General features: G+C 38.3%; 18 protein-coding genes. 11 read left to right on the top strand and 7 right to left on the bottom strand.

The window, feature by feature from the left end; all coding sequences use genetic code 11:
* The first annotated feature begins 94 nt into the window (after window positions 1–94).
* A complete protein-coding gene (gene cdaS / locus MKX47_RS10955; RefSeq protein ID WP_340777792.1) occupies window positions 95–721 on the top strand; it encodes a sporulation-specific diadenylate cyclase CdaS in 627 nt (208 codons plus the stop codon).
* Between the two features lie 206 nt (window positions 722–927).
* Here cdaS and MKX47_RS10950 read toward each other — a convergent pair whose 3' ends face one another.
* Entirely contained in the window at window positions 928–1362 is a 435-nt protein-coding gene (locus MKX47_RS10950; protein ID WP_340773979.1) for a DUF6526 family protein, read from the bottom strand.
* A 417-nt stretch (window positions 1363–1779) separates the two neighbouring features.
* Between MKX47_RS10950 and MKX47_RS10945 the strand changes: the two genes are divergently transcribed.
* Entirely contained in the window at window positions 1780–3558 is a 1779-nt protein-coding gene (locus MKX47_RS10945) for an IS1182 family transposase (RefSeq protein WP_340773977.1), read from the top strand.
* Between the two features lie 39 nt (window positions 3559–3597).
* On the opposite strand, the gene MKX47_RS10940 is transcribed toward MKX47_RS10945, so the two are convergent.
* A complete protein-coding gene (locus MKX47_RS10940) occupies window positions 3598–3984 on the bottom strand; it encodes a membrane lipoprotein lipid attachment site-containing protein (protein WP_340773973.1) in 387 nt (128 codons plus the stop codon).
* Window positions 3985–4145: 161 nt separating this feature from the next.
* Window positions 4146–4469 (bottom strand): hypothetical protein, encoded by a 324-nt coding sequence (locus tag MKX47_RS10935; protein WP_340773971.1) that lies wholly within the window; start codon window positions 4467–4469, stop codon window positions 4146–4148.
* Between the two features lie 246 nt (window positions 4470–4715).
* On the opposite strand from MKX47_RS10935, the gene MKX47_RS10930 reads away from it, so the two are divergent.
* Entirely contained in the window at window positions 4716–4841 is a 126-nt protein-coding gene (locus MKX47_RS10930) for a hypothetical protein (RefSeq protein WP_340773975.1), read from the top strand.
* A gap of 117 nt (window positions 4842–4958) precedes the next feature.
* Here the strand turns inward: MKX47_RS10930 and MKX47_RS10925 are convergent, their stop codons facing one another.
* The 3 genes from MKX47_RS10925 to MKX47_RS10915 all read right to left on the bottom strand — a co-directional run bounded on the left by MKX47_RS10925 (window position 4959) and on the right by MKX47_RS10915 (window position 7327).
* Window positions 4959–6185 (bottom strand): IS110 family transposase, encoded by a 1227-nt coding sequence (locus MKX47_RS10925; protein WP_340770271.1) that lies wholly within the window; start codon window positions 6183–6185, stop codon window positions 4959–4961.
* Window positions 6186–6455: 270 nt separating this feature from the next.
* Window positions 6456–6842, bottom strand: coding sequence for a membrane lipoprotein lipid attachment site-containing protein (locus tag MKX47_RS10920; RefSeq protein ID WP_340773973.1), 387 nt, complete (start codon window positions 6840–6842; stop codon window positions 6456–6458).
* Between the two features lie 161 nt (window positions 6843–7003).
* Window positions 7004–7327, bottom strand: a complete 324-nt coding sequence (locus MKX47_RS10915; RefSeq protein ID WP_340773971.1) for a hypothetical protein — start codon at window positions 7325–7327, stop codon at window positions 7004–7006.
* Between the two features lie 246 nt (window positions 7328–7573).
* Between MKX47_RS10915 and MKX47_RS10910 the strand changes: the two genes are divergently transcribed.
* The 4 genes from MKX47_RS10910 (at window position 7574) to MKX47_RS10895 (ending at window position 10868) form a co-directional block, all read left to right on the top strand.
* Window positions 7574–8053, top strand: coding sequence for a hypothetical protein (locus MKX47_RS10910; protein ID WP_340773969.1), 480 nt, complete (start codon window positions 7574–7576; stop codon window positions 8051–8053).
* A 40-nt stretch (window positions 8054–8093) separates the two neighbouring features.
* Window positions 8094–8939 (top strand): aminoglycoside phosphotransferase family protein, encoded by an 846-nt coding sequence (locus MKX47_RS10905; protein ID WP_340773967.1) that lies wholly within the window; start codon window positions 8094–8096, stop codon window positions 8937–8939.
* A gap of 284 nt (window positions 8940–9223) precedes the next feature.
* Entirely contained in the window at window positions 9224–9643 is a 420-nt protein-coding gene (locus tag MKX47_RS10900; protein ID WP_340773965.1) for an RDD family protein, read from the top strand.
* 232 nt (window positions 9644–9875) lie between these two features.
* On the top strand, window positions 9876–10868 hold the full coding sequence (locus MKX47_RS10895; protein ID WP_340773963.1) for a hypothetical protein: 993 nt from the start codon (window positions 9876–9878) through the stop codon (window positions 10866–10868).
* Between the two features lie 287 nt (window positions 10869–11155).
* On the opposite strand, the gene hmpA is transcribed toward MKX47_RS10895, so the two are convergent.
* The gene (gene hmpA, locus MKX47_RS10890) at window positions 11156–12364 is read right to left on the bottom strand and encodes an NO-inducible flavohemoprotein (RefSeq protein ID WP_340773961.1); all 1209 of its coding nucleotides are present in this window, start codon (window positions 12362–12364) and stop codon (window positions 11156–11158) included.
* A gap of 329 nt (window positions 12365–12693) precedes the next feature.
* Between hmpA and MKX47_RS10885 the strand changes: the two genes are divergently transcribed.
* The 4 genes from MKX47_RS10885 to MKX47_RS10870 are packed head-to-tail and all read left to right on the top strand — an operon-like array spanning window position 12694 to window position 14719.
* The gene (locus MKX47_RS10885) at window positions 12694–13242 is read left to right on the top strand and encodes a response regulator transcription factor (protein ID WP_340773959.1); all 549 of its coding nucleotides are present in this window, start codon (window positions 12694–12696) and stop codon (window positions 13240–13242) included.
* A complete protein-coding gene (locus MKX47_RS10880) occupies window positions 13235–13372 on the top strand; it encodes a helix-turn-helix domain-containing protein (RefSeq protein ID WP_340773957.1) in 138 nt (45 codons plus the stop codon). The genes MKX47_RS10885 and MKX47_RS10880 overlap by 8 nt, the downstream gene beginning before the upstream one ends.
* Window positions 13353–13745, top strand: a complete 393-nt coding sequence (locus tag MKX47_RS10875; protein ID WP_340773955.1) for a hypothetical protein — start codon at window positions 13353–13355, stop codon at window positions 13743–13745. Before MKX47_RS10880 ends, MKX47_RS10875 begins: the two co-directional genes overlap by 20 nt.
* Complete coding sequence (locus MKX47_RS10870; RefSeq protein WP_340773952.1) at window positions 13742–14719, top strand: HAMP domain-containing sensor histidine kinase; 978 nt, start codon at window positions 13742–13744, stop codon at window positions 14717–14719. The genes MKX47_RS10875 and MKX47_RS10870 overlap by 4 nt, the downstream gene beginning before the upstream one ends.
* Window positions 14720–14735: the final 16 nt, after the last annotated feature.

The raw sequence follows: 14735 nt of genomic DNA, 5'->3' as shown, positions 1-14735 counted from the left end.
AGACTTAAAAGGAATAATAAACTGTCAAAGGTACAAACTTTAAATGAGTAAATTTATAACGAAGAATGATGAAAAAAAGGGGAGGTGCGTCTCCATAGATAAGATAAATTGTGACTTTTCGCCGATGCATAAAATATTAACAGAGGATATTCGTCAAGTAATTATAGCATTGCAACATAAGGTGGCATCGATGGAAAATGAAACCTATTGTCTTCTTACGGATTTAGAGAAAATTAAAGAAGACTTTTTGAAAATTGAAATGAAGGCGGCTACCTTCTATTTGAACTGTTATCTGTCACCCTTTACAGAAAAATATCCAGATGTTTCGAGAGGCATACAAACGATGTCCAAGCAAAGGCATGGGGGCTTAATTGTATTTCAACGCGAGGATGCGCTTGAAAATTTGGTGAAGTCCGGCGTTTCGATTCACGCAGAATTGACACAACCCTTGTTAGAATCCATTTTCTTCCCGGGAAATCCACTTCATGATGGTGCGGTAATCGTCAATCAAAATCAAATTGTCTCGGCAGCCAATGTTTTACCGTTATCAGGGAAATTTACAGGTGGTAAAAAACTCGGTACTCGCCATCGTGCGGCATTGGGTTTATCAGAACAGAGTGATGCTCTGGTACTAGTAGTATCTGAAGAAACGGGAAAAGTTTCTTTTGCGATAAATGGAGAGCTTCACCCCATCAATTCTCATGTACCTGGGGCTATTTAGAGTTGAACAACGGAACGGGTAGACTTCTTTTAAAGTCAATGAAACCGCAAGCTATCATTAGGTCAGCTTGCGGCTCTTCTTATACAAAATTAATTTTCCAATTCTATTCTTGATGCTAGGTTAAGCGATAACTGGAATATGTAGCAAGTAAGTTAGGTGCCGAGAAATCAATAAAATCCCCTAAGCACCCTATAAATAAACGCCAATTACACACGCTGATGATCAGCACGCCATGTTATGATGGCGGCTTTAATTTCTTCTGGAGATAGGTCTTCCTTCACTGTCTTTTCAACTAATGCCACATACTCCTCATCCGATGCAAAACGCAATGCGATGAGTTGCTTCATTGTAATTCGGGAGTCGATGCGCTGATTGGTAAGCATATAGTAGCGCAATTGCTCTTCTGTTCGAATTAATCGATCCTGCAATGTAAGCGCATAAATACGTGCGAGCATGCCTGGAATAATCGCTAACACAACCGCGCCGAGCAGTAAGAGTAGCGCAGCAGAAAATGTTCCATTCGCAATGCGATAAATTAGATAGCCGATTGTTGAAAGCAGTAGTATCACGCTTAATGGCAACCAAATAAACTGCTGTAATGGCTGATAGCGTGTATGATTGCTTGCAGATTGTTGTTTCATGTTATCACCTCCATATACCAATAGGGGTATTGTAACGGTTTTGATTATTCGATGCGATGAATATGCTTTTGTATTGGGATTTTTGTGGTTATTTTTGGGAATTCGCACGTAAATAGTCCAAAAACGCACGCATTTCTCAAAAAACGCACGTAAAATTAAAATATCGCACGTATCTGACGCAAAACCGCACATAAACTCGGAAAATTCGCACGCAAAAAATTTCCAGCATTGCCGCTGTAAAATTCCACCCCATACTTCGGTGATCAACCATAAACAGAAAAAACGGGGCTGTCCCAAAAGTCATTGAAATGACTTTTGGTGGCAGCCCTATTTTAAATTTAAAAATAAGCACAAAAAAATCGTCCGTTATTGTAAAATGAAGTCACCACAACACCATTTACAGAGAGGACGATTTTTATGAGTAATCCTAAAACTACTAACCAAAATTATAACACTGAACAAACATCACTTCCACTCCAGCTTTCAGAAGAAACTACCGTTCCTAAAACAGGTCATTCCATTCCTACATTTATTCCTTATAACAATAAACAAGGGATTTCCCTTTTTGATATTCAAGACACGATTTCTACAAAACATATATCACGTGTAATTGACGAAATGATTGAACTGATAGATGACCAAGTCTTTTTCTCTCACTACAAAGGTGGCGGTCGTAGCTCTTTTCATCCAAAAATGATGACGAAAGTGATTCTCTACGGGTATTCACAAAAGGTGTACTCTTCTCGTGGGATTGAAAAATTGCTTCATGAGAATTTACCTGCAATGTGGTTGGCGGCAGGACAGAAACCAGACCATCGTACAATTAATCGTTTTCGTTCACATCAATTAAAAAATATGATGGATTCGCTATTTGAACAAATGATTCACCTTCTTATCGAACAAAACTATATTACAATGGAAAATTACTTTTTGGATGGCACAAAAATTGAATCTGATGCCAATAAGTATTCTTTTGTATGGAAGAAATCGACTAAAAATTTTGAAGAGAAACTAAAAGAAAAGATTCGAGAAACCATTCTACATATTCAAGAAATAACAGAATCTGAATGCATACAATCTACTGTCGATAATTTGAAAGAAGACGCGACACCAGCACAATTAGAAACGATAGCGCAGGAATTAGAAGCACAAGTAAATGCCTTAACAGACGCAATTGAAGCTGAAGAAAATGTCACTGTACGTAAAGAAATCCGTTCACAGCGTAGTGTACTAAAGAAACCACTCAAATTAATTCGCGAAGATTTCCTCCCTCGCTTGGACAAATACAAAAAACAACATGAAATCTTTGGTGACCGTAATAGCTTTTCGAAAACAGATCATGACGCAACTTTTATGCGGATGAAAGATGATCACATGAAAAATGGGCAACTAAAAGCAGCTTACAATGTTCAAATGGCTACAGAAAATCAATTTATTTTATTTTACTCCATGCATCAACGTCCAACTGATACGCGCTGTTTTATTCCACACTTAGAGAAATTAGCAGCGTCTAGTTTGCCGATGCCGAAAACAGTCATAGCGGATGCTGGTTATGGAAGTGAAGAAAATTATCTTTATGCGATAGGTGACGAAATAGAACCTCGATTCGATTTTTTAATCCCATATGGCATGTATTTAAAAGAAAAATCACGTAGCTATAAAAAGAATATCAAGCATGCGAAAAATTGGGCTTACAACGAACAAGAAGATCATTTTATTTGTCCAAATGGGCAAAAAGTTACGTTTAAAAAATATCTAAATAAAAAAAATGCCTCAGGTTTTGAACAAAGTCTAAAAGTTTATGAATGTGAAGACTGTTCTGAATGTCCATTGAAGGCGCTCTGTACAAAAGCCAAAGGCAATCGCCAAGTACAATGGAATCCGATTTTTGAAGAAATGAAAGCAAAGGCAAAAGTAGCCCTTGAATGTGAAGAGAAATCACGAATCTACGCGCAACGTAAAATCGACGTAGAAAGTGTTTTTGGTCACATCAAGGGCAATCGGTCGTTCCGCAGATTTTTACTGCGGGGCATCGATAAGGTTTCCACAGAATTTGGGATAGTGGCATTGGCTCACAATCTCTTGAAAGTAGCGGGCATCCGCCAGCTACTTTCAAGAGATCTGGATAAAAACACAAAAACAGGTGTAGAAAAACGACTCGTTTTTCTACACCTGTTTATTTTAGGGACTTATTAGACAGCCCCGTTATGTATGCGCGGTTAATCCAATGTGCCCTTACTCATACCAAACTTCAAATTCAATTTCCTTGCCATTTTCAAAGATATGAATCGTTTCATATTCACGATCTAATTCGAGCGCATAGACAAGATCATCTATTTCATCTGGAGTTTGATCGTCCTTTTGCGTAATTTGTACATTTAAAATCGTATCTGCTGGCTCTAAGTCAACGGATACTGTGCCTGTTGCATTGAGTAATAAGTAACTCGTGCCAGTTGCACTGTAAATAAATGACGCAAATTTATCATCTTCTGTAATATCGACTAATGCTTGCACGTCCTCATTGACTTTTTCTACGATTTCAATTGTGGGGCCCTGTGTTTCTTTTTCACTACATGCCGCGAGTAATAGGGCGGTTGTCAGTACGAATAGCCATTTTTTCATTTTTGTCACCTACCTTAGCATAAAGCTACCATAACTTATGAAATACATGCTACTAAAAACCATTCATGGTCAAATTGAGAAAAGGCATATGAAATCCATTCATTTCATATGCCGAGGTGTAATTGCTAACATATTCTAGACAATTCACTTATTGTGAAAAACTAACCTCTAAATAGACTCATAATCGAACTAACTTGCTTAATCATATTCAGCCCATTATTAATAGTTCCCATATGACCGATAATCGTATTTAAATGATCGGGTCTTTCGGCAGGACGTTGCATAGGCAATTGCTGATAGGGCGCAAAAGGCTGCTGTCCCTGCCCATAACGAAAAGGATTTTGCGGATACATTGGATAATTAGCACTCCTCGGTGGCTGATAAGGACTTTGCATTGGATAGCCAAATGGTTGTCTAGCCAATGGGGGAGGACCAAATTGCTGCCCAGGCATAGGCATTCTATTTTGTCGCGAATAATATGTCAAAATACTCACCTCCATTATAAAATAAATCTCAAAATAGTATATGATGGGATGTTATTCCAACCTAGACTTTCAAAGGGCTTGCAGTTTTTTTAATTGCGGATAATTTTTATGACGCTTCTGCTTTGCTGTAATGGATTTTCATTTTTCCTACACTGGAGCATATTTTGGCATGATAAACTATAGCTATAAGCATATCTAACATCATTTACCAAGCATATTCAGCTTTGGCAGAAGGGATTTTGTGAAATGAAGAGAAGCAAATACATAACAACGATTATTCAGTTAATGAATGAGGTTGAAAAACTGAATGAACTGCACCGTTTCTTACCTCCAGTCAATAGTTTTTATGAAAATAATTTGTATGTTGGATAGATTTTTTTGTGAGGGTGGGGGTACCCCCACCCTCACAAAAAAATTGCGCATACCAAAGAGACCTAGCGAATGTTCTTTTTTTCGAAAGGTCTGTATGCTATAGTTAATTTACTGTAGTTACGATTTCTGAGCTGGTAGTGCGGACTCATAATCGTACAGAATGTTTTGTGTCAGTAACTGAAAAGCCATTTTCAGAAACTTATTGATACAAGCAATAATCGCGACCTTGTGAGGCTTCCTCTGAGGTTGCGTTTTTAATTTATCGTAATAATCTACAAGGTGATTCCTTGTCTTTTTTCGTAATGTAATCATTGTCTGAATCATAAAGAAAAGGATTTTTCGCAACTTTTTATTGCCCCGCTTATTAATGCGGTCACGATACTGTGTGTTACCAGACTGATAGCGCATAATATCAATCCCTACATATGCATTCAATTGTTTCGCGTTTTTGAAGCGTTTTATATCACCTAGTTCACCAATGATTCGGCAGGCCGTTGTATCCCCAATACCAGGAATTGAATGAAGCACTTGATATTCATTACGTTCCTGCGACATCTTCGTCATTTGTTTCACAAGTAATTCTTTTTTCTCCACTAAATCGGATATACGAGATGCGTAATCACGAATTTGATCGCAGCGAATATCGGTCTCTTTAATCGCTGGATAACTATTCCTAGCTGCCTCTAGTAATAGCACAGCTTTTTCCTCAGCACGTGCTAATGACAAATTTTTTCGTGTATTGGCCTTTAACCGATTTTTAATCACCATTTTTGAATGTGCTAATAAAAAAGTTGGATGAGGATACAACTGAACAATGTTTAAAAAGAGCGCTGAACGTGGTGTGATCAATTGTTCAAGCTCTGGAAAACTAAGGTGTAAAAGCGCATGCATTCTGCTTTTTAATAATGTGATTTCCTCATCCATCTCGTCATAATAACGTGTAAGTCCACGCATCTGTTCATAATAATCATCTTGTACATAAGTTGGCTCACGTTCCATTTTAAAATGGGTTTTCGCTAGCTCATGCGCGTCACTAATATCTGTTTTATTTCGGCGCATTGAAGCCATTTGTAGGTTCGCTTCAAGTGGATTCATCCGACAATATGTATAGCCATAATCAATTAAAAATGTTTCCACTGGTTTTGAGTAAACACCTGTTGCTTCGAAAACAATTTCAGGAGCTTGTCCATCTCGCACTTTAATTTCCTTCATTTGTTCATGCAATTTTTCAAAGTCAATACGTGAATGATTGAGTTCACCTTCAAACTCGCATTGTCGATATTGATCATAAATCGCAACGGTACTTTTTCCTTTACTTACATCTAACGCCACAACATGTTTCATTAAGATTTCTCCTTTTTAGCCAATCATAGAAGTCTTCACATTGCCTTATCGATTCCATTTTCTTATACACGATCTCTTGGACCCAACATACTAAACTGATTCACATAAGGGTGTGAAGTTAGCCGGTTTTTAATACGGATTCTGATATGATCCCAGGGGCTGTTCGGCTTTCCTTCACTTCTACTATAAAAAATAGTAGCACAAACCATGGCCTTGGTTTGTACTACTAATGTTAGTATGTTTTGTATGCGCGGTTAATCCAATGTGCCCTTACTCATACCAAACTTCAAATTCAATTTCCTTGCCATTTTCAAAGATATGAATCGTTTCATATTCACGATCTAATTCGAGCGCATAGACAAGATCATCTATTTCATCTGGAGTTTGATCGTCCTTTTGCGTAATTTGTACATTTAAAATCGTATCTGCTGGCTCTAAGTCAACGGATACTGTGCCTGTTGCATTGAGTAATAAGTAACTCGTGCCAGTTGCACTGTAAATAAATGACGCAAATTTATCATCTTCTGTAATATCGACTAATGCTTGCACGTCCTCATTGACTTTTTCTACGATTTCAATTGTGGGGCCCTGTGTTTCTTTTTCACTACATGCCGCGAGTAATAGGGCGGTTGTCAGTACGAATAGCCATTTTTTCATTTTTGTCACCTACCTTAGCATAAAGCTACCATAACTTATGAAATACATGCTACTAAAAACCATTCATGGTCAAATTGAGAAAAGGCATATGAAATCCATTCATTTCATATGCCGAGGTGTAATTGCTAACATATTCTAGACAATTCACTTATTGTGAAAAACTAACCTCTAAATAGACTCATAATCGAACTAACTTGCTTAATCATATTCAGCCCATTATTAATAGTTCCCATATGACCGATAATCGTATTTAAATGATCGGGTCTTTCGGCAGGACGTTGCATAGGCAATTGCTGATAGGGCGCAAAAGGCTGCTGTCCCTGCCCATAACGAAAAGGATTTTGCGGATACATTGGATAATTAGCACTCCTCGGTGGCTGATAAGGACTTTGCATTGGATAGCCAAATGGTTGTCTAGCCAATGGGGGAGGACCAAATTGCTGCCCAGGCATAGGCATTCTATTTTGTCGCGAATAATATGTCAAAATACTCACCTCCATTATAAAATAAATCTCAAAATAGTATATGATGGGATGTTATTCCAACCTAGACTTTCAAAGGGCTTGCAGTTTTTTTAATTGCGGATAATTTTTATGACGCTTCTGCTTTGCTGTAATGGATTTTCATTTTTCCTACACTGGAGCATATTTTGGCATGATAAACTATAGCTATAAGCATATCTAACATCATTTACCAAGCATATTCAGCTTTGGCAGAAGGGATTTTGTGAAATGAAGAGAAGCAAATACATAACAACGATTATTCAGTTAATGAATGAGGTTGAAAAACTGAATGAACTGCACCGTTTTGAGGAGTCAGGAGAAAGCTATTCAAAGCTTACACGCGAGGTTTTTAAAGAACTAGCCCAAGAGCCTCTTGTATTTCAATCAATCATTGATGAATTATTGCATGACTCAAACTATCCATCGATCCAAATAGAGATGGCTACTGAAGCGATTGGTATGAATTATCGTGTGATGGATGCGGTTGAATTATTAGAGAGCTATGCAAAATGGGAACAAGATATGACGTATCAAAACAAGCGAGGTCAACTATGTAATACGGCACAAATGCGTCTATTCAACTTGCTCGACTATGATATTCTTCATGATATGCGAGACTGCTGGATACGGCCAGAGAAAATCGAAGTATCCGCTATTTATAAACAATTTTTTGAAGAACGTAATGGCAATAAAGAAATTTCGATGTGAGTATTCAATAATTCTATTGAAAGACATTGGGGGGGAAGGGATGACCGAAACAAAGCTCTATGATATTACGAAAGGCTTTTCGAAGGATAAAAAATATGTTGCAGAGTTGAATGATGAAAAAGTAGTGGTCCACTTGTTTGATAATCAGGAACGTAAAGAACGAGAATATGCGGTTATGAAAGAGGTATATCGACGTGGTGTAACTTGTGCGAAGCCGATTACAATTGAGACAGGCAAAATGATGACGTCTTTTATAGAAGGAATCGATGGGGAAGAAGCAATACATACACTATCCGCTCAGCAACAGTATGATCTTGGTGTTGTAGCAAGTGCGGACTTACGTAAAATTCATACGATTGAGGCGAGTGAAAATACTTGGTATGAAGGTCAGGTCGCGAAATATCGCCGATACATAGCGCGTTATCAGGAACTGCCATTGAAAATTGAAGGGGATACGCAAATTATGCAGTTTATTGAGGAGCGAATCCATTTGATGAAATACCGCCCGAGTGTATTGCAGCACGATGATTTTCATCTACCGAATTTGATTGTGCGTGATGGGCACTACAACGGCGTTATTGATTTCGGTAACTTTGATTACGGCGATCCTGTGCATGATTTTATCAAGCTTGGGATGTTTAGTGCTGAACTCAGTGTGCCGTTTTGCAAAGGCTTGCTTGAGGGCTATTATGGAGGGCAGCCGAGCGAGGCGTTCTGGGAGCTATACGCACTCTATTTAGCGATGAGTGTGTTTTCGGCTATTGTGTGGGGACAGCAGATGGAGGATGGCGCAAATTTATTACAACATGCCAACCGTTTTACTGCAGACCATGATGGATTTACGCGCGTTGTGCCGAGGTGGTATCGTGAATCGATAGCTTTTTAGAAGGGGATATAAAAATTATGCTATTGAAATCAAAGGGAGGTGGATATTTTGAAATGATTGGGTATCGGGATTGGAACATTATTAATAGGGCTTATATTAAGTATCTTTCTCTCAAATATTTTTAGTTCGGGTGCACCTGAAATCGGAAGTTCCTATTTAGGTTTTATCGGTTTCTCAGTTTTGTATTTAGCAAGCGTAGTGGCAGTATGTACATATTTAATTATCAAAAATAAAGGTAAGTAGATAGAAGTGGACTTAGTACTTAATTTCATTGGAGGAATTAGATGAATTCAAAGAGACCAGCAGGATTTGTTATAAGGTTTTTAGCAAGTATTATTGATTTTTTTATTATTTCGTCACTACTTGGTATCGTGTTTTATATTATGAACGGTAATTATTCTAGTGAATGGACGAATGGATTAACTTTTCAGCTTTTATATACTTTGTATTTGACGGTACTCCCGGTTTTATGGGGCGGCTACATCATCGGTAAGCGAATTTGCAAGATTAAAATCAAACGTTTTAACGACGATGAAAACGTTACAATACTTAATATGATTATGCGAGAAGTGGTTGGTAAATTTATCGTTGTATTGGCTACCTTTGGACTTTCAGTAATAATTAGTGGACTTATGGTTATCTTTCGCGAAGACAAGAGAGGCATTCATGATTTCATTGGTGGAACCTATGTGAGTAGAGACTAAATGATCTTTTTAAATAAAATCATCGTTTGCATCCTGTGCACGATAGATCAATAGAAACTACGCTCAAAAAATTTTTTTCGCAATACTTTACACGCGAAACTGTCACTTTGCAATTCATAAACCTATCAAACCGTCTATTTCGGCTGTTTCTAGCGGCTTTTCAGCTCAAAACGCACTTTGATTTTTCTATTAAAATTGGCTATGCTTATAAAAATGGAGGGGAGGTTATTCATTGGTACTATCGCAAGTGTTAGAAAAGCCAATAGATTATGTCCAGATGCATGTCAACCAGGATGATTTATGGAAAAAGGTAATTGCGGATTTGTTTGAAGATTTTTTGTTGTTTTTCTTACCAGAATTTCATTCGGAAGTCGACTTTTCGAAGCCCATCGATTTTTTGCAACAAGAGCTTTTCAAAGAAATTATTGACGAACGAAAAGGGCGCAAAATGGCCGACCAAATTGCGAAGGTTCAATTAAAAAATGGACAGGAACAGTGGGTGCTGGTGCATACTGAAGTGCAAACCAATGATTCCGAGGATTTCCCACAGCGCATGTTCCAATATTACTACCGCATTTTTGATCGTTACGACAAGAAAATTGTTGCGATTGTACTGTTTACTAGGCCAAGTAAAATTAGTACAAACACGTACAACTATTTGTATTTCGGCACAGAATTATCATATACTTTTAATAAATATGTAATTGCGGATTTTGACGAAGAAGAGTTAAAAAATTCACCAAAATTATTTAGTAAAGCGCTACTAGCCTCAATTTACATGAATCGCTCGAATAAAAAGATGAGCCTGCGAAGCAACTACAAACGAGCCTTATTGCGAGAGGTTTGGTCCTTGAAAAATATCAACCGTAAAGAAATGAGTGCGTTGCTTTATTTTGTCGATTACCTATTGAGACTCCCAAAGGAAATGTCAGAGAAGCTACAACAAGAAATGCGCACAGAAATACGAAAGGAGGATGCAATCATGTTAGAATCCTATAAAGAAGATTTACCCCCAACATTGGCCGGGATTTTGGAAATGGAGCGCCGAGAAGGGATAGAGTTAGGGATTGAACGAGGAATAGAAAAAGGAATAGAACAAGGCATTAAACAAATAATTATCAGCTTAATCGAAAATGGCTTTACCGATGAGGTGATTGCCAATGTTGCCAAGCAAACGGTTAAGGAAGTAAAAGCAATTCGAAGTGCGTGTTTGGAAGAGAAGTGATGGGGAAAGCTAATTAGGAAGCTACTGTCTTTTCCTATGTAAATTGCATACCCACAAAAACGGCATGTCATCACCATAAATTGGGGATAGCATGCCGTTTTATTAAATGATAATGGGTATTTTTGGGTATTCGCAAATATATGGAGAAAATCGCAAATATCTTCATATTTTCGCAAATAACTTTAGAATATCGCAAATATCCTAGATTTTTCCCAAATAAAATCCAAAAGTCGCAAATATCTTTCCTAGCACAAAGAAATGAGTGCCCTAGTATACTTTTTCGATTTTTATTTTGTATTCAATTGCATCGCTGGGCCGAAGAATTCAAAGTGAATTTGGCTGTCAGGTATGTTGCATTCATGTAATGCGTTAATCGATGCTTCTAAAAATGGCACAGGTCCGCACAGATAGACTTGTGTATCCTTTGCTAAAGTCGGACGTAATACATTAGCATTAATGAACTCATTGTTATCTGAGTATAATACTTTATGATGTGCGTTACTGTCTTTTTTGAATGCGCTAAATAGTTTCTTTAAGCCAGTTGGACCATTTAATGCGTTCATTTTGTTTTGGATATCCTCGTGGAATGCCAAAACCTTTTCGTTACGAGCACATTGGATGAATGCTACATTTTCCTTGTGGTCGATTGATTGGAACATTGCGTTTAAAGGCGTTACACCAATCCCGCCACTTATGAATAACACAGGTGCTTGTGTCGGCTCGTAAATGAAAACACCTGCTGGATTACTGATATCAACAATCGTGCCAACAGCGGCGTCATGTAGGAAGTTGGATACTTTCCCCTTTACATGATCAGCATTTTCACGCTTGACAGAAATACGGAATTCCTGTGCATTGCTTGGTTGAGATAATGTATATTGGCGATTTAGCATGTATTCTTCACCAGGTACTGTTACACGGAGCGATACATATTGCCCCGCCTTATACGCTGGTACTTTTGAGCCGTCCACAGGTACAAAGTAGAAGGATGTTACTTCATCACTTTCTTCTTCTGTGCGCGCTATTTTGAATTGCTTAAATGCACGCCAGCCGCCACTATTCTCAGCTGCCTTGTATAAATCCTCTTCAACAGAAATGAAGATGTCCGCAATCACCCCGTATGCTTTGCCCCATGCCTCGATAATTTCATCTGTTGCGGCATCGCCTAATACTTCTTTAATTGCTGCAAGTAAATATTTCCCAACGATTGGGTAATGCTCTGGTAAAACGCCCAGACTTACATGCTTATGTGCAATTTGTACAACAACAGGAACGATTGGCTCTAAGTTGTCGATATGTTTGGCAGCGGCATATACCGTATTGGCTAATGCCGTTTGTTGACGACCTTGTGATTGGTTTGTATGGTTGAAAATATTTAATAAACCCGGATTGTCTTTAAATAAATTACTATAAAAAGTTTTGGTAATGGCTACGCCGTGTACTTCTAAAACGGGTACTGTTGATTTAATAACGTCGATTGTATGTTTGTCTAACATGCTGAACACGTCCTTTCGTGATAACTAAAATATATGCCTATTCCTTTTTTAAAGCAATATACAAAATACATCTTTAACGAAATAGACACAAAGGTGTATGAAAAATACTTCTTTTAAAAGATGTCACTTTACATTGCCTAATTTATTATTTTGATATAGTTGATAATGGCATCGAGCATAGTATATCCAACTAAATGCAAAAAATGCTTAGATGGAAGTTGCAATCCAAATTTTGTCATGCTAATGTGAAAAATAGATTTAGCAGTAATAAGCGCGATTCTTATTGTATTTGCGCCCAGTGCACAACTCGAAAAGGGAGACTGGCATAGATGAGAAAGATTTTATTAGTCGATGATGATGAAGCAATATTAAATTTATTGGCGACATATTTTAAGCAATGGCATTATGAAACAATTATGGCGAGCAACGGGGGAGAGGCACTGGATTTGATGGACGAAACGGTGGATATTGCTGTTGTTGATGTGATGATGCCAGTTTTAAACGGCTTTGAATTGACGAAGCGTTTAAAGGAAGATTGGGAAATACCGGTGCTACTGCTTACCGCGCGAGGCCAATTACAGGATAAGCGGGAAGGGTTTTCGGCAGGTGCGGATGATTACATTGTCAAGCCATTTGAATCCGAGGAACTGCTTTTTCGGGTGCAGGCGATTTTGCGACGTTACGATAAATTAACGATTGCCAAGTTAGAAATAGGTGATTTAACATTAAATCGAGCACAGTTTGAGGTTGCCAAAGGACATATTTCCATTGTGCTGCCGAATAAAGAATTTGAGCTGCTAGAGCTTTTATGTAGCCGAAGCCGTGTATATGAACGCGCCCATATTATGGAGCTTGTATGGGGGGGATATTGTGAGTGATGACACATTAAACACCCATATTAAGCGCCTACGAGAAAAATTGACGCGCTTACAAAGCAATGTGTCCATTAAAACGATTCGCAATGTCGGCTATCAAACTGAGGTCATTCATGAAAACACTCTACAGTAAATTTATTATCTTTACACTGGCGACCTTTGTCATTAGCGCCATGTTTAGTTTTTTAATAACGAACGCATTTTACCACCAGGTGATGAAGGAAAAAAACGATGCCAATTACGTCCAGATTGCAACTGATATTACAACATACATTGAAACGCACACGCCAGACTCGCTAGACGCGTATTTAACGCAGCTTGGTCAAATTGGCTATCAAATTTATTTAGCAGATGAAGTTGGAAATCGTGCCTTTTATGGGGAGGAATACCGATTAAAGGAGTTAGCAACAGCTGAAATCGACCGCGTTTTAGCTGGCGAAATATATCACGGAGTTGGGAATACCCACAGCAGCTCTTCATTACAGGCTATTTTTCAAATGATTTGAAAAATACAGTTGGGCTGCCATTTGAATATGAAGGGCAAAAATATGCCTTGTTTATGCGTTTAGATATTAAGCTCTTATTTAGTGAAATGCACTTTATTATTGGCGGATTTTTCATTTTTATTCCAGCTGTAAGTATTATTGCAATGATTTTAGCGGCGTGGTACTTAGTCAAACCGATTCAGCGCCTATCAAAAGCAACAAAATTAGTCGCCTCAGAAAATTTTGATGCGCATATTGATATAGATCGTGCAGATGAAATCGGCCAGCTCGCGACGAATTTTAACTTAATGACGAAGGAATTAAAAAAGCAGCGGGAAATTCGTAAAGAGTTTATTCGCAATGTGTCGCATGATTTTCAAACGCCACTGCAAAGTATTAGTGGCTACGCGTCACTTATTCAGCAGCAAAATGCAGATGCTGCGCGCACGAAGCACTATGGGGAAATTATTGAGCGAGAAAGTGAGCGGCTATCGCATTTAACGAAGCAGCTCTTATTATGGCAAAGTGCAACAAAGCTAGCAGAGCAAAAAGAAAAGCTCCTGCTTGACGCCATTGTCAAACAGATTGTGAGTGAGCAACAGTTTTTGCTTCAGCGAAAAAATATTTCTGTCTGGCTGGACCTTGAGTCACTAGAAATGTACGGCAGTGAGCCATTTATCGTCCATGCCATCGACAATTTACTAAGTAATGCGGTGAAATATAGCGAGGCAAACACGGAAATTAATGTGATAGGAAAAGTGTGTGACAAAGAAATCGAGCTCGTCATTCAAGATGAGGGGCAAGGTATTAGTGAGGAACAGATCACGCGGATTTTTGAGCCATTTTACCGGGGGGATGAAGCAAGATCGACAACGGGCACGGGTTTAGGGCTTGTTATCGTGAAGCAGGTGGTGGATATGCATGATGGAACAATTGCTGTGCAAAGTGAAAAGGGCGTGGGTACGAAATTTACATTAACATTTCCGATTTATTGAAAATTCCTGCTTGTTC

It is taken from the genome of Solibacillus sp. FSL R7-0668, assembly GCF_038006205.1.
In the GTDB taxonomy this organism is placed as follows: Bacteria; Bacillota; Bacilli; order Bacillales_A; family Planococcaceae; genus Solibacillus.
This window is presented reverse-complemented; position numbering and strand designations above follow the sequence as displayed.

Excerpts from the sequence above, each read along its gene's own strand:
- MKX47_RS10905 (WP_340773967.1), top strand. The coding sequence starts at position 8,094 with ATGACCGAAACAAAGCTCTATGATATTACGAAAGGCTTTTCGAAGGAT.
- MKX47_RS10930 (WP_340773975.1), top strand. The coding sequence starts at position 4,716 with ATGAAGAGAAGCAAATACATAACAACGATTATTCAGTTAATGAATGAG.
- MKX47_RS10925 (WP_340770271.1), bottom strand. The coding sequence starts at position 6,185 with ATGAAACATGTTGTGGCGTTAGATGTAAGTAAAGGAAAAAGTACCGTT.
- MKX47_RS10875 (WP_340773955.1), top strand. The coding sequence starts at position 13,353 with ATGAAAACACTCTACAGTAAATTTATTATCTTTACACTGGCGACCTTT.
- MKX47_RS10900 (WP_340773965.1), top strand. The coding sequence starts at position 9,224 with ATGAATTCAAAGAGACCAGCAGGATTTGTTATAAGGTTTTTAGCAAGT.
- MKX47_RS10950 (WP_340773979.1), bottom strand. The coding sequence starts at position 1,362 with ATGAAACAACAATCTGCAAGCAATCATACACGCTATCAGCCATTACAG.
- hmpA (WP_340773961.1), bottom strand. The coding sequence starts at position 12,364 with ATGTTAGACAAACATACAATCGACGTTATTAAATCAACAGTACCCGTT.
- MKX47_RS10945 (WP_340773977.1), top strand. The coding sequence starts at position 1,780 with ATGAGTAATCCTAAAACTACTAACCAAAATTATAACACTGAACAAACA.
- MKX47_RS10885 (WP_340773959.1), top strand. The coding sequence starts at position 12,694 with ATGAGAAAGATTTTATTAGTCGATGATGATGAAGCAATATTAAATTTA.
- MKX47_RS10920 (WP_340773973.1), bottom strand. The coding sequence starts at position 6,842 with ATGAAAAAATGGCTATTCGTACTGACAACCGCCCTATTACTCGCGGCA.
- MKX47_RS10910 (WP_340773969.1), top strand. The coding sequence starts at position 7,574 with ATGAAGAGAAGCAAATACATAACAACGATTATTCAGTTAATGAATGAG.
- MKX47_RS10940 (WP_340773973.1), bottom strand. The coding sequence starts at position 3,984 with ATGAAAAAATGGCTATTCGTACTGACAACCGCCCTATTACTCGCGGCA.